The sequence below is a fragment of the Paenibacillus sp. 2KB_22 genome, from assembly GCF_052115745.1.
In the GTDB taxonomy this organism is placed as follows: domain Bacteria; phylum Bacillota; class Bacilli; order Paenibacillales; family Paenibacillaceae; genus Paenibacillus.
Genome location: NZ_JBFRHG010000001.1, coordinates 273,310 through 291,787, shown reverse-complemented (window position 1 = coordinate 291,787; position 18,478 = coordinate 273,310). Strand labels below are relative to the sequence as shown.

Genomic DNA, 18,478 nt, shown 5'->3' with positions numbered 1-18,478 from the left:
AATCGATATACTATGGTTGTAGCAGCATAGAGGAAGACAGGGGGAGTTTAGGATGAAGCGTTTCATGAAATGGATGACTGATTCGTTTGCGCCAAGATTGGAGGCGTTTACGAACAATATTTGGGTTTCTTCGATTCAAGAAGCCATCATGGTCGCCATTCCGATGATTTTCATCGGTTCAATTATTACATTAATTTCGATTTTGCAGGATTTCATTCCGGGAATGCCGGACCTGACACCCATCACGACATTCAGTTTTGGTTTGCTGGGGTTGTTTATTGCTTTTTTGACACCTTATGTCGTGATGGAAAAAAGAGAACGACACAAAATCAAGTTGCTTGCGGGAATGACGGGGATATCTCTGTTCGTCATGCTGCTTAACCCAACTCTAAACGAAGACGGTACCATTCAGTTCATTCTTGAACGATTCGGACCTTCGGGGATGATTACAGCACTCCTGGTAGGTGTATTCGTCGCTCTTGTCATGATCTTGTGCAACAAATTTTCGTTCTTCAAAAAGGGGTCTTCACTTCCCGAATTCATTATGGATTGGTTCGATTTTCTCGTCCCGATCGCCCTGGTATTAACAACAGGATGGGTGCTTGTATATCAGCTTCATTTTGATATTTTTGGGCTGATCGTGAACGTTTTTGAGCCGATCAATGCCGTAGGACAAAGTTTAACCGGATTTTTATTGTTCAACTTTATCGGCGTAGTACTGTATTCCTTTGGCGTAAGCCCGTGGGTTATGACACCGATCTGGTACGCGATCTGGATACCTGCAATCGAAGAAAATGCAGCTCTTGTCGCAGCGGGACAAGATCCCGTCAATATCAACACGTTTGAAACCTTTTTCTCCGGATGGTTGGGTATTGGAGGAATGGGAGCGACCTTGCCGTTAGTTGTTTGGTTCCTGATGGCACGTTCGAAAAAGCTGAAATCTGTCGGCAAGGCAACTATTATCCCGTCCTTGTTCAACATCAATGAACCCGTCGTGTACGGAGCACCGATTGCCTTTAATCCATTACTCATGGTGCCGATGTGGATTAACTCACTTATCACACCGGTCATTGTGTACTTGGCTCTCGACTGGGGTTGGGTACGAATTCCAAGCCAGATCTTCCAGCTATGGTATACACCGATCGGCCTGTCCACCTACATTATGTCTGGATTCAATGGGCTCATCTTGCTGGCGGTTGTCCTGGTAATTGTATTTATTGTCTGGTTTCCGTTTTTCAAACTGTATGATGCACAGGAACTGAAGAAAGAACAGGAAGAAAATTAATATCAGAAGGGTGAGTAATATGGATAAATCAATCAATGAATTATTGTCGGCATTGACTCTGGCAGAGAAAGCTTCACTCTGCGCAGGATTGAATATGTGGATGACGAAAGGAATCGAGCGGTTAAACATTCCGCCAGTTCATATGTATGATGGGACAAACGGCATCCGTAAAACGAACAGTGATGAAGAAATGGGTATTACAACGGAAAATGTACCTGCAACCTGTTACCCTACGGGTTCAGCCATCGGTTCTTCGTGGAATACGGAATTGTTGCATGAAGTCGGTGTGGCACTGGGACGTGAATCGAAAACGATGGACGTCGAGCTGCTGCTTGGACCTGGTGTAAATATGAAAAGAACGCCGCTTGGCGGAAGAAACTTCGAATACTATTCGGAAGACCCATACTTGACGGGGGAACTTGGTGCAGCGTTTATAAACGGGATCCAAAGCGAAGGAGTGGGCGCTTCTGTCAAACACTTTGCAGGCAACAACCAGGAATTCGAGAAAATGGTGACCAGTTCGGAAATCGACGAGCGGACGCTTCGCGAAATTTATCTGAGCGCCTTTGAACGGATTATTAAGAAATCCGACCCATGGACGGTCATGTGTTCCTATAATTTATTGAATGGAACCTATACGAGTGAGAACGAACATTTGCTGCATGACATTTTGAGAGAAGAGTGGGGTTATGAAGGTGTTGTTCTATCCGACTGGACAGCTGTCAATGATCGCATACGTGGTCTGAAGGCCGGGCTTGATCTGGAGATGCCAGGTCCCGCTCATTACAATGCCAAAGCAATCATTGAAGCGGTTCAGAACGGAAGCCTGTCCGAAGAACAGTTGGATCAAAGCGTGGGTCGTATTTTGAAACTGGTTGAGCGGGTAACGGGGAAAAAAGATTTGGAATCATCTCCAGATTCGGACTATCATGCACTTGCACGTAAAGCGGCGGCCGAGAGTATCGTGCTTCTGAAAAATGAGAACGCGATTCTTCCCCTAGGGAAGGAGTCCATTTCGTCGATTGCCGTGATCGGACGATTTGCCAAAAAACCAAGAATTCAGGGAGCGGGCAGCGCGAAGGTAACACCTACAAAAGTCGATATTCCATGGGACGAGATAAAGAATCTGGCTGGTGATGCCATGACCATGAAATATGCAGAAGGGTACCCGGAGGATGACTCTATCAATGATGAGCTAATTAAGGAAAGCGTCTCATTAGCCATGAATTCCGATGTTGCTGTATTGTTTGTGGGCCAACCGGAATATGCCGAATCGGAGATGCATGATTTGCAAGGCATTGATCTACCCGAGCATCAGGTAAAATTGATTCTCGCGGTAGCGGCGGTTCAGCCCAAGTGCATTGTTGTGACGAGCAGCGGCTCCGCACTGGCGATGCGTCCATGGGTACAACATGTTCCTGGTGTGATTCATTCATGGTTGTCGGGTCAAGGCATGGGTAAAGTGATTGCAGATGTATTATTCGGACAGACGAATCCATCGGGCAAGTTGTCTGAGACCTTCCCTGTCAAACTGTCGGACAACCCCTCACATATGCGAATTCGCGGAGAGAACGGCAAGCTGTATTATCGCGAAGGCCTTTTCGTAGGTTATCGATATTATGACCAGAAAGAACTGGTACCTCAATTCCCGTTTGGACACGGATTGTCTTACACATCGTTTTTGTATACGGATCTGGAAGTGGCTCAGACCCTTACCGGTGTGACTGTGTCTTTCCAATTGAAAAATACCGGTAAGCGCAAGGGGAAAGAAGTTGTTCAACTGTATGTTCACGATGAAGAGTGCACATGGACCCGTCCAGAGAAAGAATTAAAAGCTTTCACTAAAGTTGAACTGGAGCCGGGTGAACAACGCATGATTACTTTTGAACTGGAAGAGAGAGACTTTTCATACTACAACACCAAGTATAATCGTTGGGTGGCAGAGACCGGATTTTTCCAAATTTCACTTGGCAGCTCGTCCAAAGATCTCCGAATTACGGAACGTCTGCATTGTGACTTTGGTAAGGAAGAAATCACTTTCCACAAATTCAGTCTGCTCAGTGAGTGGATGAGTGATCCGGCAGCGAAACAGGAATTGGAACATTGCCTGAATGAAATGAACGAGCATGTTACAGACAAGGTATATCTTAATGAGGAGTTTGTGGGATTCTGGGCAGATTTCCCGATGATCAAAGTATTCCAAATGTTCGGTCAACAATGGATGAATGAACGTTCACCTGATGAAATTATACATGAACTTATCACCAAGGCTAATCAGGCACGAAATGAATAGTTAAGTAAAAGAAAAACCAAGTTCGATCCTAAACAAAGGACATGAACTTGGTTTTTCTAACCTTACGGGATATATCGATTAAAAGCTACCGAACGTTATGCAGAACTTACTCGAATAACGATATAAATGCCGATCGATACGAACAGGCCACCCATACGGGGGTCTCTTTTTATTTATCATGTAAATGATATTGATTATTGTTCTCATTTACACGCTACGACATTTATTGTATACTGACAATAGTTATTTTACATATTGGTCAAAAAGACAAAAGAGAATTCAAAAGGGAGAGATTATTTACATGTTGGTATCCGTTAAAAAAGGGATGATTCTATGTTTGATTACTGCAATGATTCTGGTGCTCGCAGCGTGTTCAAGCAACAGTGGTGGCAGCGAAGATACGAATGGCAACTCACAGCAAGCTGCGGAGAGTAGCGCCACGAATGCAGCAACAAGCGGGGAACAAACCGACGCAGACGCTTCAACACCTGCTGAAACAACTTACCCGGTAACCGTTTCAAATTATACGACAGAGAACGGTACATGGGTGAAGAAGGATCAAACGTTTGACAAGGCACCTGAACGAGTAGTTGCTAATACCCAAGGTGCAGCCGAACTGATGATTCGCTTGGGTTTGACAGACAAACTTGTAGGTGTAGCAGCGCTGTTCGGCAGTGTGCCTGATGATGATATTGCTGATGAATTCAAAAAAATTCCTGTGCTTGCTGAAGGCTATGTTGGTAAGGAATTGACCATAGGCGCTTCGCCTGACCTGGTTGTGGGGCGTGGTGGATTGTTTGAGGATGCGGATTGGGGTGTTGGTACAGTAAGCAGCTTGAATGATATGGGGATCAAAACGTATGTACAAAGCACGAGTGTTCCTGATGCATCGTTAGATAGCCTGTATCAGGATATTACTGAATTAGGTAAGATATTCAACGTACAAGCGAATGCAGCGGCATATGTTGAGACGCTAAAAGCGCGCGAGACTGCGTTGTCGGCCCGAGCTAGCGCTGAAACGATCAACTATGCATCTTTTTCAGATAATGGTGATGGAACCATTGGAATCTACAACGGAAACGGAGATACGTTTATTGAAAGTGCAATGTCATTGATCAATATGCATAATATGCTGATTAATGAAACCGGCACACTTAGTCTGGAGAAGCTAATCGAGATTAATCCAGATGCCCTGATTATTTCCAGGTATGCTGGTGGCATTGATCCAGAAGAAACGATTAAAAAGCTGCTAGCCAACAAGCAGGTGCAAAACATTAATGCAGTTAAAAACAAGAAAATCTACATTATTGATTTCAACAACTTCTGGGGCTACGGAGATTCCATCTTCACAGGTGTTGAAGGGCTCGCTGATGATCTCGGGTTGTAAATGAGTCCCCTTAAAAGTCGCTATTTTAGCGGCTTTTTTTTGTTACCAGGGACCAAGTCTCCGACTTTAGTTGAACCGGGTTAACTCGTTGAATGATAATGAGAATGGAGTCAAACTTTATTCGGAATCTAACGTTACTATTATAAGATTAAAAAATCACATGAATGGGGTGAGTCGCTGTGAAAATGAAGTATTTGAAAAAAGTAGTTGTCGTTGCATTAGTGATGTCCGTCTTATTACCACTGGGGGCTCAAAAATCTGAAGCAGCAAAAAAATACGTTGATTTGGAAATTCAGTGGGCAGACGGCCGTATTAACCATGTTGAGACGTTACACAAGGATGGAGTCACTTACGGAAGCTTGTTCTCACTGGGTATTAAGGCAGGTCTGCCGTGGGGGATGGACGATGATAATACGGCCGTACTGAAGAACAGTCAGAAGCATATTGTAGTGCACTTGGGAAGTAAAATTGCCGAAGTGGATCGTCAAAAAGTAGATATGGGCAGTGAACCTGTGTGGTATATTAGTAACCTTTATGTGCCCATTAGTTTTCTTGCAACTGCTATGGACGGGGAAGTGACTCATCAAGATACGAAGACGAACAAGGTAACCGTGACTGGGCTGAGCAATTATACCGATACTTTTTATGGCAGCAACATGGGATACATCTATATGATTCGTGCTGCAAAAGGTGATCTTGAGATTACGAATGCAGTTACTGGAAAAAAGAGTCTGATTCCATTAGGTATAAAGGATATGAATGTAAATACCCATGATCTCAAGATCAATTTCAAGCGGAGTCCTCAAAATCTACTTATTGTCATCATAGAACATACTAACCGAAAAACGGAAGACTACGATCTTTACACGTTGGTATTCAAAAACAAAGGTCTGGTTCGCAAATCCATTGCTCACGGGGTAACGGGGCAGCATGAGATTTTAAATGAAGATGGTACCATTCAACTCATCGATGACAACAGTATACGTATTATCGAAGATGGAAGTGGTAAAGTACTTGAAGTGCTTCCTCGTTGAATAGATAGCTAATATCTCAAAGAGCCGCTGATCAGAGTGAGCGGCGGCAAAGATAACATTTAATTAGGGGCAATGGGGGATAAGTTCGGTATGACAACTTCGCTTCCATGCTCCATTAACATGATGTGACATTCCTTATCGGCGGAAGGCTTAATCTCGACTCCCTTAGGGACAATAAACATCTCATCTTTGGAAAGTTTCACTTGACCATCACGAAAATCAATAATCATCTCACCTTCGAGCACGAAAAATAATTTATCTGTCTCTTCATGAACATGCCACTCAAAATCTCCAGCAATCTTAACGATCTTAAATTGATGGGTATTCATTTCTCCAATGAGTTTCGGAGACCACAGATCGTTTATTTTCGAAAATTCCTCATTCAATTTAATAGCTTGATAGTGCATCATCATTCCTCCTGTGTATTATTCGTTTAAGTTCAGTATACTGATTTAGATTTAGGCATAACATGGATGCCTGTTGAAATCAGGATGGATTATTGATGAACTTCTGACGATACGCAGTAGGAGAGACACCGTTTTGTTTTTTGAACACTCTACTAAAATAAAAGGGGTCAGCAATGCCAACGGTTTCAGCAATCTGTTGTACAGACGCATCATTTGCCAATAACATTTGTTGTGCCATGTTTATACGATATTTCAATATATATTCTGCTGGACCCATACCTGCATGTCTTCTAAACACGTAGGAAAGTCGATTTCGATTAACGTTATTTTGTTCTGCCAGCGATGCGATAGTCAGACTTTGATCATAGTATTCTTGAATAAAGGTGGAGACCCGTTCAAATAAAGCATCTGATTCGCAACTTTTTTGCCTATGGTCAACACATAATAAAGTTTCATTCAACACATCGCGAAACAGCATCTCGGTCTGAAACCTTGAAATACCTCCATGCTGGTTATATACATGCCAAAGACGCATAATTAATTCGATCAGACGAGGGGATTGGCCCGTTGATAATTCAAAATGCTGATGAGAAAAGCTTGACTCATCCAGGTCTGAACTACATATTCGGTATAAAACCAAGATATACTCCCAGTCATTTTTATTAAACACAGTTTGATCGAGTTTCATTTTTGCTCCCCCATGTACAACTTTTCCTGGCGAAAAGATATAAGGCGTCCCATCAAATTGAAATTGTATTTTTCCTGTGAGGGGAAACACAAATCCAGGAAAAGAATCGGTATAGTCAGCGTGAGGAACCCCTGGATTTCTAGCATATCGATATATTCCTTCTACTTGAAAAGGAATGTGTGCAAAATGCGCTGCTAGCTGATTAACGTCTACTTTCACATTCCGTACCTCGTTTCAATAATGTTGCCAGTCATGTTGAGATAAATCGCTGTAGATCTTACTACAACACTATTGATAATCATTATCAATGTCAACATATTAAACAAAGACTTTTCAAGAATCACGAGAGTACGAAACCTCTTTTGTACATCTGGGCAATTGAATCGATCTTGTGTTAACATGTGCACTAACTAATCCAAATGTTTGCTTGAGAAGGGGAACCCATGTCCATTCGAATAAAAATGCTGCTGTCTTTCACGGGTATGCTCGTAATAAGTCTACTGTTCATCCTGCTTACGGCAAGCCTGTACACGATTGCGGCCACAGGGGATCTGCAGAGTTTTCGTGATATATACAAGGTACATTATCAGGTCAATCCACTGAGTGACCAGGGAGAATCGATCTTTCAAGAGATGAAGTTTCTGGCTAAAAATGACCCCGACGACCTGCAGAACAAGGTTTTGCTGCGTGAATATGACATGAAGCTGAGAGCCGAGAAATCAGGGCTCTACGTCAGACGGGAGAATAGTCAGATCTTCGAATCGCTGACCTTCAACCAGCCGGAACTGAGACAAGCTCTCCCTGCCTACGATCTTAACAATTATCAGATTCGAAGCACCTTCAATATTGGTGAACGATTCTACGCGTATGCGAAATTTGATTTTCAATACTCAGATGGAGAACGAGGAAGTATCTTCGTTATTCGGGAGCGAAGCCCCTTTGCGGAACTTACTCGCAAATTACTGCCTGTGATGTCACTGCTGCTAATCGGTGTCCTGATCATCACCAATCTGCTACTGTTCCGCTGGATCACGCGCAGTTTTATTAAGCCGCTGAATCAACTACGAAGCTCAGCCGAACATATTAAGGATGGCAATCTATCCTTTGAGATTCAGCTAAACTCCAATGACGAGGTTGGGCAACTCAGCGAAGCATTTGAGAGTATGCGGAATCAATTGCAGCGCTCCTATGCGTTACGACAGCAGGACGAAGCGAACCGCAAAGAGCTTATCTCCAACATCTCGCATGATCTCCGTACGCCGATCACCAATATTAAAGGTTATATTGAGGGTATTCGTGACGGAGTGGCCAATACTCCTGAGAAAATGGAGAGTTACGTTAATATCATTCACTCCAAAGCAGTTAGTATGGATAAGCTGGTGGATGAACTGTTTTTGTATTCGAAGCTCGACTTGAACCAAGAGCCTTTCCTGTTCAAAACAGTTGATCTCGCTGATTTCCTGGAAGACAGCATTGAAGAGTTGAGATACGATTTGGAGGACAAAGGTGTTGTCTTGCATTGGAATAACCAGGTGTCTGGTCCCGCTATGTCTGCTGTGGATCTGGAGAAGTTAAAACGTACCGTTGTCAATGTGGTGGATAATGCACTCAAATACATGGAGAATGACCACAAACGATTCGAGATTACACTTCAAGCTGATGAGAAATGGATTACGATGGCGTTTAAAGACAATGGCAGTGGGATAGCCGAAGAGGCACTGCCTTATATATTTGAACGCTTCTATCGTGCAGAACAATCCCGCAACTCGTCAACGGGTGGCAGTGGACTTGGGCTGGCCATTGCCCGGCAAATTATTGATGGACATGGGGGCTTCATCTGGGCAGAAAGCAAGCCCAATAATGGCACGAGCATATATATCAAACTGAAACGGCTAAATGAAGAGAGGGACTAATGAGTCATGGCAAACATTTTGATCATTGAGGACGAAACAACGATTGCGGAACTGGAACGGGATTATTTTGAGCTCAATGGATTTTCCGTGGATCTCTGCCACAGCGGAGATGAAGGCCTGAAGCAGGCACTGGAGGGGGACTACAATCTGATCATTGTTGATCTGATGCTTCCGGGACTCGACGGCTTCGAATGTTGCAGGCGCATTCGCGAGGTAAAGGAGGTCCCCATCCTTGTCGTTTCCGCGAAAAAGGAAGAAATCGATAAGATCAGAACATTTAATCTGGGAGTGGATGACTTTATTACAAAACCGTTCAGCCCAAGTGAATTGGTTGCGCGAGCAAAGGCTCATTTGACCCGATACGAAAGACTACTTGGCAAAAACAAACCAGCTGCGCAGGATGAAATCCACATTCGAGGGCTTCACATTGACAAAGGTTCACGCCGCGTTTTCGTTAATGGAGAAGAGGTGGCGATTACAACCAAGGAATTCGAGTTACTTGTATTTCTTGCGAGTCATCCCAATCGTGTATTCAGCAAATCAGATCTGTTTGAGCGCATCTGGGGCATGGATTCCACTGGAGACATTGCAACGGTTACCGTCCATATTCGCAAACTTCGTGGGAAACTGGAGACAGACCCCAAAAATCCGGAATACATCGAAACCGTCTGGGGCGCAGGCTACCGGTTTACTGCATAAGTTTCGTGAAAATTTAGAGCCAGTTTATATTTTGTTAATAACTTTATCATTGGGAGTTTCTTTTTGTCCTCTATTCTATAGATACAGGCAACTACAACCTATAGAGGAGGAATTCAACCATGAATTCTACAACCCGCAAAATCGCTACATTTCTAACCATAACTGCATTAGGTACAGCAGTATTCCCGCTAACTGGGAATCAAGTACATGCAGCTACATACGTTACTAACATCGCGGCAACAACCACACAGCTTACCCAACAACAGATTGAAGCTGCTGTCAAGGATCTGAATAGTTTGGGGATCATGAATGGGTATGCAGATCAATCCATGGGTGAACATAGAGCGATTACGCGTGCTGAGCTGGCGTCCTTGGTTTACAAAACGTTTAATTTGAAAGGCAAGACGGGCGAAACCTTAGAAATAACGGACGTGAACCCAAATGCGTGGTATGCACCTTATGCGTCAAAGATTGTTGAACTCGGAATCATGGAGGCAAAAGACGGACAATTCTCTCCACAATCTCAAGTGACAGATGCTGAACTCGAACAGGTCGTATCCAAAGCGATGCAGCGTGACGTAAAATCCGTTCACCATTGGATGAGCGAGTTCTACTCTGAGAACGGTTCAACAACACGCGGCGAAGCAGCGGTGCTACTGCAAACAGCCCACCGAGCCATTCCTTCGGAGCAAGCTCAAATCAAGAGCGTTAGATCGCTGAATGCCATTACGTTAATCGTCACGTTAGACAAACCACTGACAGCAACGGATGAAGCTTTTGCCAAGGCACAAACGGATTTTGCGTTTAGTGGTGGGCTGACCTTAACCAATATGCCCCGTTTGAAAACAGGTTCGATTGCCACTTACATCGTTCCAACGTCCGTACAAGATGCTGGTGAAGTGTACAACCTTACTTACAAAGGCCAAGACGTTGGTTCCTTTGAAGGCAGTGGCACGAAAATAAACATGACCACAGCTAGTCAAGTTACGAATGATACATTCGAGATTGAAGCATTGCAAGAGAATGGAGTCGTGGATTACGGTTACATTATCTCGGCTTACAGTGGTGGCCGTGGCGCGAATGCTTTCGTACTAAATGATCAAGAACAAGCAGGAGGCAAAACGTTCCAAATCATTTCTTCCATGCAGGCAAGACAAGTTGTAATTACGCCAGAAGGTGGCGAGCCCATCATTGCCAGATATGTGCCGTTCACACAATCGACAGACGGCAAACAAGAACCGAAGTTCCGTTTGCCTGAAGGTCAAGTGTTGAAACCAGGTGTAACATATACCGTTTCTTCAGACTGGGCACACCTCGAAAATGCTTCATTCACTGCAAAATCGTTTGATGCTCTGGAGGTTGCAAGTGCTCAGGCTGTGAGTGAAACCTCCATTGAAGTTACGCTTGCCCAAGATCCCGAAGATGAACTGTTCTCTGGTCGTAGTGTAACGTTAAAAGCTCCTAGCGGGGAAGTTCTGACAGCCACTTATAAATACTCAAGTCGAAAAGGATCTACAGGTGTATTCGACATTACGAATGACGGAAAGCTGACTCCAGGTACGACCTATACATTAAACCCAGTTGGGGATTGGAGCGTCTCTTCTTCGGTTACCCTGACACTGGAGTAAAGGAGGCAGTATGAGTTAGTCGCTAATCATCGTTATTCTAATAAGTAGTATGTTCATCTTGCAAGGCTGTGTACCTGAAGTGAAAAACGACTCGAATGTGGAGGAGAAGAACATGACTTCACTGGAAGAAAAGTTGTTCAAGGCGGTAGAGGATAGAGATAACGAAAATATTCAAAAATGGATTCAAGCGGGCGCCAATATCAATGCTCAGGATCAGAGCGGAAGAACGGCTGCCATGATGGCAACTTATAACAACGATCTGGCCTCAGCAAAAATATTGATTGAAGCTGGTGCAGATGTAAATGTACAAGATGACATGAAGAATAACCCATTCCTGTACGCTGGCGCTGAAGGATATTTGGACATTTTGAAGTTAACGATCGAGGCGGGAGCAGACCCAGCGATAACGAATCGATATGGAGGAACGGCACTTATTCCGGCTTCGGAGCATGGATATGTGGAGGTGGTACGAGAACTCCTAACCCAAACTTCAGTGAATGTGGACCACGTGAATCAATTGGGATGGACAGCGCTTCTGGAAGCGATCATATTAAACGATGGCAATGCACGACAGCAAGAGACCATTCAATTACTTATTGAGCATGGAGCAGACGTAAATATAACAGATCGTGATGGTGTTTCACCGCTCAGTCATGCAAAGAAGAAAGGCTTTAAGGAAATTGAAGAGCTTTTGGTACGAGCTGGAGCCCAATAGCAATGATCTAGGGTCAATAAAAAAACTAAAATGTTGAGCTACATGTAAAATGGTATTTATGGAGCGCCTGGTTCCCTCTATGTTGAGGGGCAGGCGCTTCATTATATTAAAAAATGAATATCTCTGCTTTGAAATTTTCTATAGTGTACCACTCTGCTTCCAGATAAAATGGAAATACCAACCATGTAAGCGCTATCTATTAGGTGCAGTGCAGTTATCTTTACCTTATTGACCTGCACTCAGTAATATTAACTTGCATATGTTGGAATCATTCATGGAGGTGTATGATGAAGAGGAAGTCTTGGTATACTTTGGCGGTAACAGGTATCGTTTCTTTGTTTTTTTCAGTAAGCGCTTTCGCGGGTTATGTGTTCTGGGAGCCTCTAACCTATTTTAACGCAAGCACATGGCAAAAGGCAGATGGGTATTCCAATGGGGGTATGTTCAACTGTACCTGGAGGGCTAACAATGTTAATTTTACAAGTGATGGCAAGCTTAAGCTTGGTTTGACCAGTTCTGCACAAAACAAATTTGATTGCGGAGAGTACCGATCCACGAATACGTATGGGTACGGCTTGTATGAAGTCAGTATGAAACCTGCCAAGAACACAGGTGTGGTTTCCTCATTTTTCACATACACAGGGCCCTCACATGGCACCCAATGGGATGAAATTGATATCGAATTTTTAGGGAAAGACACCACCAAAGTGCAGTTTAATTATTATACCAATGGGGTTGGCAATCATGAGCAGATTATCAATCTAGGTTTTGATGCATCCCAAGGTTTCCATACGTACGCATTCGACTGGCAGCCTGGACATATTAAATGGTATGTTGATGGTGTCTTGAAACATACGGCAACCAGTAATATTCCAAAAACACCAGGCAAAATTATGATGAATCTCTGGAATGGAACGGGTGTAGATAGCTGGCTCGGTCCTTACAACGGTGCCAATCCGCTATATGCAGAGTACGATTGGGTTAAATATACGAGTAATTAAGTAGACTGAAGCAGCCGTTAACGGCTGCTTTTTTCTCTATACAACGGTATTGTAATTATTCAATCTATATATTCAATATCCAATATCCTAAATTATTGCAATAAATGTTGCAAAATTAGTATGGGCATAAATATCAATCATTCATTATGATTAACCTGTAAGCAACATTACATAGACTGGGGGAACGAAGTTGGACACACGTAAAAAGAGACGAGTAGGAAGCTTGGTCATGATCGGTGTATTGGCTGTATCTGCAGCCTTGAGTGGATGCAGCAGCGGGAGCGACAAGAAAACAGAATCGAGCACTCCTGCGGCAACGTTAGAGCTCAAAAACGGGAAATATGATCCACCAGTGTCTATCACGTATCTACGGCCTTGGGGCCCGGATGTAAAATTTAAGCCAGGCGAGGACCAGGACAACAATGTCCATACGAAATGGGCTAAAGAGAAGCTCGGGATTGAGCTGAAAAATCAGTGGATCTCACCATCCACGAACAATGCATTCGAGACAAAGCTGCGCCTATCACTAGCCTCCAATGCTGAAATGCCGGACATCATTTCGTATCGCGGCGAGTTCAATCTGGTACGTGAGTTGATTGAGTCTGGAAAATTTGTCGATGCCGGCGAGTTGTTTGACAAATATGCAAGCGATACATGGAAAGCAGCCGTAAACGAAGATCCTTCCGTATGGTATCCATACATGCAAGATGGCAAAAAGATCGGTATTCCCATTTTGGACTATGCCTATAACGGTGATCCTGTCATGTGGATCCGTGAAGACTGGATGAAGAAATTCAATCTGGAAGCACCTAAAACTATAGATGATCTAGAAGTCATTATGGAAACGTTTACGAACCAAGATCCAGATGGCAATGGGAAGCAGGATACCTACGGATTGACCATTGGCTTCAAGAACTGGCTGAACACATGGATGTCAGAAGCCGGATGGGTATTTGGCGCTTATGGTACCATGCCGAACCAATGGAATCTGACGGAAGATGGAAAACTTGAATACGGTTCCGTAACACCTGGTGCGAAACAGGCTTTAGCCAAATTACAAAGCTGGATGAGCAAAGGGTATATCCCGGAAGAAGCCGGCGTGTATGACGAGACAAAAGCTGCTGAAGAATTTACTGCTGGAAAAGCAGGTATTGTGGTAGGTCCTCACTGGATGCCATCCTGGCCACTGGAGGATGTGAAGAAAAACAATCCTGAGGCTGAATACAAAGCGTATCCGATTCCTTCCGGTCCGAATGGTCAAGCAGGGAGACATGGTACGTCGAATGGAAACGGCGTAGTTCTGATTAACAAAGACATGAAAAATCCGGAAGCCTTTTTCACGTATCAGAACTATCTCTTTGATCACTATGCAAATCCTAAAGAAGGCGACGAGTTCGAACATGGATTTGCCGAAGGATACGATTGGGTTATGGTTGATGGGAAACCATCAACTGATGCAAGTCTTACGGGCGGTTATGCTCCCGAGAAGTACACTTTAACTTTTGATGGAGCGCGCATTCCGAATTTGAGCATGACAACACTCGCGAAGCTGGCAAGTGGTGAAGAACCAACAACGCCATTTGAGAAAAAAATCAAATCAGGTGTACCTACACCTATGCTTGATGCAGCCAAGATTGTTTTGGATCAAAAAGATATCGTGTTCAATCAGATGTTTACTGGTGCACCTTCCATGACGATGCAGATGAACAATGATATTTTGACGAAGATGGAGAAAGATACCTTCTCCCAAATTGTATATGGCAAAACCTCTGTGGATGCGTTCGACTCATTTGTTGAGAAATGGAAATCCTCAGGCGGAGATCAGATTACGAAAGAAGTTAACGAGTGGTATGATTCCGTGAAAAGCGGAAAATAGTACGAGGGCAGAGCCGCGAACATTAATTCTATGCATCGCGGTCACATAAGCTGACAAAAGGCATTGCAGGAGATGAACTCCGGCAATGCCTTTTGGTATGCACTATGAGAAATGGGAAAACGGTAAGCCTACTAAAGCGTCAAAGTCTGGTCTGAGTATCCCTTAAACCGGTAGATTTTCCCGATATTCTTGAGGAGTAAGATCATAAAATTTCTTGAAAACTCGTATGAAATAGGCGGTATTGTTGTATCCGACAAGTTCAGCAATTTCAAATACCTTGGCAGTTGACGTTCGCAAATGATAGGCTGCTTTCTCCATTCTTAATCGGTATACATAGGCAGTAAGTGCTTCACCGGTCTCCGCCTTGTATACCTTGGACAAGTACACTGGATGCAGATGCACATGGTCGGCAATGGCAGGGAGCGATACATCTCCAGCCAGATGAAGGTCTACGAAACTCTTGACGCTGCGTACAATGGTGCTGTGATTGTCTCTGAGCTCTTGTTCGGCATCATCTCGTATGTAATAAAGCGTACGTATGGACCAGTCCTGCAACTGCTGTGCAGTAGAATAGCTGGGAGCATGAAAATAACGATTGGACTCCGCTGGAATCAAAGAAGATATTTGTTTACCATTTTTATGAATGATGTACGCAAATGCACCAGCGAGAGCAAAATACACTTCAATGGTTGACTCCGCAATATCATGATGTTCACTTGAATGCAGCAATTCCTCAAAAATATGCTCAATTTTGTGTTCCACATCCTCAAATCGCCCAGCTTCCAATAGGCTGATCAACGTTGGCGGCTGATAAAGTGACCTGATCGTATGAAGCGGATTGGCGTCCGTTTCATCGGAAGCTGTGACAAACAAGCCTTGAACTTGCCCCATCCGTTTACGCATGGACATTACGGCCCGCTCATAGATTTCTCCTATTTCGTGAGGGAACTTGCCCCAGTTAGAGACGGAAATCGAGATCGCACCCTTCAAGTATAACTTAACATTGGTTTGAATCTGGGCAGCATACTGCTCAAGCAGGGTCTGAGGTGTCTCGTTCCTGCTATAGCTCATCGTTGTGGAGTGTTTCATGCTAACCAGAACAACAATGTAATCGTGAACGTCTCGTGTGTGCCAGATATGAAAATGATTATGCATCACTTCACTAATGATATTACATATCGCATATTCCATTAGGGCCAGGTCACCGTGTGCCATCTCGGATAGATGTTTCTCCATGCGAATAACCAACATACCCAGGTTTTCACCTATGGAGTAGGGTAGCTCCAGCAGATCAAGCTTGTCTGCCAGTGTCTTCGGATCATAGACTTTTCCAGTCAGCAATTCATGCAGCATTGTGGATTGAAGCAAGGGCAGGTGATCCTGAAAGGCGTGTAAGGCTCGTTGATGGGAGGCTGCCGTTTCCCACTTTTCTTTAATTCGATGAACGAGGCGTTGGACCGTGTCAATAAGATCTTCATCGCTAACCGGTTTTAGCAAGTAATCAAAGCTTTCCTGCGCGATAGCCTGTTTTGCATATTCAAAATCAGCATGACCTGATAACAGAATCGTCTGTACATACGGCCACTTTTCATGAATCGCTGTAATAAGCGCTATACCTGACATTTCGGGCATTCGTATATCTGTAATGACAATGTCAATGTCGTGGTTTTCCATGATTTCCAACGCCACCGAACCGGATAAGGCTTCATGTACTGTGCCAATCCCGCAGCTTTCCCACGGAATGGTCTCAGCCAGCGTTTCCACGACTGATCGTTCATCGTCCACTAGTAATATTTGCAGCATGAGTTGCTCACCTACTTGTTAGTATTGTCGTGCCATACGATGTTAACTTTGATCCCACCCGATTCAGAATGATCATAGGCCAGTCCTGATCCATCACCATAGAGAAAAGACAAGCGTTGGTGGACATTCCATGTGCCACATCCCATGTTCTCATCCAGCGGTTTGGTAAGATTATTCCTTAATTGTTCAAGCTGTTCATCAGACATGCCAAGCCCGCTATCCTCCACTGTAATCGTGTACACATCATTCTCGCAATCGGCATAAATTTTGATCTCACCGTTCTCGGATCTGGGTTCCAAACCATGAATAATAGCGTTCTCAATAATAGGCTGAAGGGTCAGTCTGGGAACTGTTTTATCCAAAATAGCATGGGGTACGTCGATTGTAAAATGCATTCGTTCCAATCGAAGGGACTGGATTTCCAAATAATTTTTGACCATCGTCAACTCTTCCCGAAGCGTGGCTTGATCATTTTCAGACCTGGTTATGTATCGGTAATACTCTCCCAGATTAAGTGCCATGGCTACCACAGCTTTCTCATTTTTCATTCTAGCCATGTTCTTGATATAGAAGAGACAGTTATAGAGAAAATGCGGATTAATCTGCGATTGAAGCTGTTTAAGCGTAGCTTCGCGGCTTCTCAATTTTTCCTCATATACATTCTCGATTAACTCTTGAATTCGTTGAGCCATGATGTTGAAACGTGCAAATAAAAGACTGAATTCATTCCTCGCCGGATGATGCAACCGAACGGAAAAATCCCCGGTGGACAAACGATTCGTTCCTTTCACTAACTGTAGAAGTGGAAGTTGCACACTGCGATAGAGTGTATACAACACAACAACGCTCATCACGATTAGAACCGCAATTGAAGCGTAAAAAAGATTCCGGCTGCTCGTAATCGGTTTTAATATTTGCTGCATGGGAACATAGTCAACATAGTACCAGCCAAGGCTCTTAGATTGAATGTAAGAGACGTAATATTCCGTCTTGTTCAACGTTGTGCTGAATCCACCACTGGTTTTCAGATCAGCTTCTTTCAGAGAGGGCAGGATGGCCTTCAAGGTATCCTTTCCAGAGCTATTACTGATTAAACCATAATCCGGGTGGAACATAAACGGATCACCCTTGTTGTTTAACTTGTTTTGATTCAGCAGTGCGGTTAAATGGTGATCCGGAAAACTGATTTTGGTAATTAACCGAGCTTTGCCGGGTTTCGCCATCGCTATCGTTGGATCGGTCGTATACCAGATAAACTGATGATCAGCATAGGTCCACGACTGCGAGAGCGGCTCTGTGAATTCGTTATCCCTGTACGGAATGTAGGCATAATAATCCGTTGATATCACTTTCTTCATCCGGGGGAAATACAGCGTAATCGTCGAGTGCCACTTACTTGCTGCGTTATACAGATTCATCTTCTCCAGAATGGCGCTTCCGACTTTTACACGTTCGTAAGGTACGTCTTTGTAGTCGGGACGTTGATATTCCTGAATACTGGAATCTTGTCCGATAGACATCCCATATAACGACAATTGGTATATATTGGATTCTACTGAATCCGCAAATGTCGAAAGATGATTCATCGTATTGTTCTGAATCTCATGTTCGATAACTCGTACGCTTTCCCGGTTCGAGTACGTGTAGAGAAACAATACCAAAATAAGCAGCATCACAAACAACAATGTAATTTTGGTAAAGACATTCATGCGTGTGAGCAAAGTTCAACCTCCTTAATCTCATTAAAAT

The 18,478-nt window shown here is 43.8% G+C and carries 14 protein-coding genes; 10 read left to right on the top strand and 4 right to left on the bottom strand.

What is annotated here, in order from left to right; all coding sequences use genetic code 11:
• The first annotated feature begins 52 nt into the window (after nt 1-52).
• From AB4111_RS01220 to AB4111_RS01205, 4 genes are all read left to right on the top strand, one after another.
• Nucleotides 53-1,285: a PTS sugar transporter subunit IIC gene (locus AB4111_RS01220; RefSeq protein WP_442029764.1), complete on the top strand. Its 1,233-nt coding sequence runs from the start codon at nt 53-55 to the stop codon at nt 1,283-1,285.
• A gap of 19 nt (nt 1,286-1,304) precedes the next feature.
• Nucleotides 1,305-3,578 (top strand): beta-glucosidase, encoded by a 2,274-nt coding sequence (locus AB4111_RS01215; protein WP_442029762.1) that lies wholly within the window; start codon nt 1,305-1,307, stop codon nt 3,576-3,578.
• 301 nt (nt 3,579-3,879) lie between these two features.
• Complete coding sequence (locus AB4111_RS01210; protein ID WP_442029760.1) at nt 3,880-4,965, top strand: ABC transporter substrate-binding protein; 1,086 nt, start codon at nt 3,880-3,882, stop codon at nt 4,963-4,965.
• A 185-nt stretch (nt 4,966-5,150) separates the two neighbouring features.
• Entirely contained in the window at nt 5,151-5,999 is an 849-nt protein-coding gene (locus AB4111_RS01205) for a stalk domain-containing protein (protein WP_442031549.1), read from the top strand.
• Between the two features lie 59 nt (nt 6,000-6,058).
• On the opposite strand, the gene AB4111_RS01200 is transcribed toward AB4111_RS01205, so the two are convergent.
• Nucleotides 6,059-6,406 (bottom strand): cupin domain-containing protein, encoded by a 348-nt coding sequence (locus tag AB4111_RS01200; protein WP_442029758.1) that lies wholly within the window; start codon nt 6,404-6,406, stop codon nt 6,059-6,061.
• A 79-nt stretch (nt 6,407-6,485) separates the two neighbouring features.
• Nucleotides 6,486-7,313 carry a helix-turn-helix domain-containing protein gene (locus tag AB4111_RS01195; protein WP_442029756.1) on the bottom strand — a complete coding sequence of 276 codons (828 nt, stop codon included), beginning with the start codon at nt 7,311-7,313 and terminating at the stop codon, nt 6,486-6,488.
• Between the two features lie 224 nt (nt 7,314-7,537).
• Here AB4111_RS01195 and AB4111_RS01190 point away from each other — a divergent pair, with 224 nt between their 5' ends.
• The 6 genes from AB4111_RS01190 to AB4111_RS01165 all read left to right on the top strand — a co-directional run bounded on the left by AB4111_RS01190 (nt 7,538) and on the right by AB4111_RS01165 (nt 14,926).
• Nucleotides 7,538-9,007 (top strand): ATP-binding protein, encoded by a 1,470-nt coding sequence (locus AB4111_RS01190; protein ID WP_442029754.1) that lies wholly within the window; start codon nt 7,538-7,540, stop codon nt 9,005-9,007.
• A 6-nt stretch (nt 9,008-9,013) separates the two neighbouring features.
• Nucleotides 9,014-9,706 (top strand): response regulator transcription factor, encoded by a 693-nt coding sequence (locus tag AB4111_RS01185; RefSeq protein WP_442029752.1) that lies wholly within the window; start codon nt 9,014-9,016, stop codon nt 9,704-9,706.
• A 119-nt stretch (nt 9,707-9,825) separates the two neighbouring features.
• Nucleotides 9,826-11,334 carry an S-layer homology domain-containing protein gene (locus AB4111_RS01180; protein ID WP_442029750.1) on the top strand — a complete coding sequence of 503 codons (1,509 nt, stop codon included), beginning with the start codon at nt 9,826-9,828 and terminating at the stop codon, nt 11,332-11,334.
• 49 nt (nt 11,335-11,383) lie between these two features.
• A complete protein-coding gene (locus AB4111_RS01175; protein WP_442029748.1) occupies nt 11,384-12,049 on the top strand; it encodes an ankyrin repeat domain-containing protein in 666 nt (221 codons plus the stop codon).
• Nucleotides 12,050-12,336: 287 nt separating this feature from the next.
• A complete protein-coding gene (bglS, locus tag AB4111_RS01170) occupies nt 12,337-13,050 on the top strand; it encodes a beta-glucanase (protein ID WP_253442587.1) in 714 nt (237 codons plus the stop codon).
• 190 nt (nt 13,051-13,240) lie between these two features.
• Nucleotides 13,241-14,926, top strand: coding sequence for an extracellular solute-binding protein (locus AB4111_RS01165; RefSeq protein WP_442029746.1), 1,686 nt, complete (start codon nt 13,241-13,243; stop codon nt 14,924-14,926).
• A 162-nt stretch (nt 14,927-15,088) separates the two neighbouring features.
• On the opposite strand, the gene AB4111_RS01160 is transcribed toward AB4111_RS01165, so the two are convergent.
• Both AB4111_RS01160 and AB4111_RS01155 read right to left on the bottom strand, forming a co-directional pair.
• The gene (locus AB4111_RS01160; RefSeq protein ID WP_442029744.1) at nt 15,089-16,729 is read right to left on the bottom strand and encodes a response regulator transcription factor; all 1,641 of its coding nucleotides are present in this window, start codon (nt 16,727-16,729) and stop codon (nt 15,089-15,091) included.
• Between the two features lie 11 nt (nt 16,730-16,740).
• Entirely contained in the window at nt 16,741-18,450 is a 1,710-nt protein-coding gene (locus AB4111_RS01155) for a sensor histidine kinase (RefSeq protein ID WP_442029742.1), read from the bottom strand.
• Nucleotides 18,451-18,478: the final 28 nt, after the last annotated feature.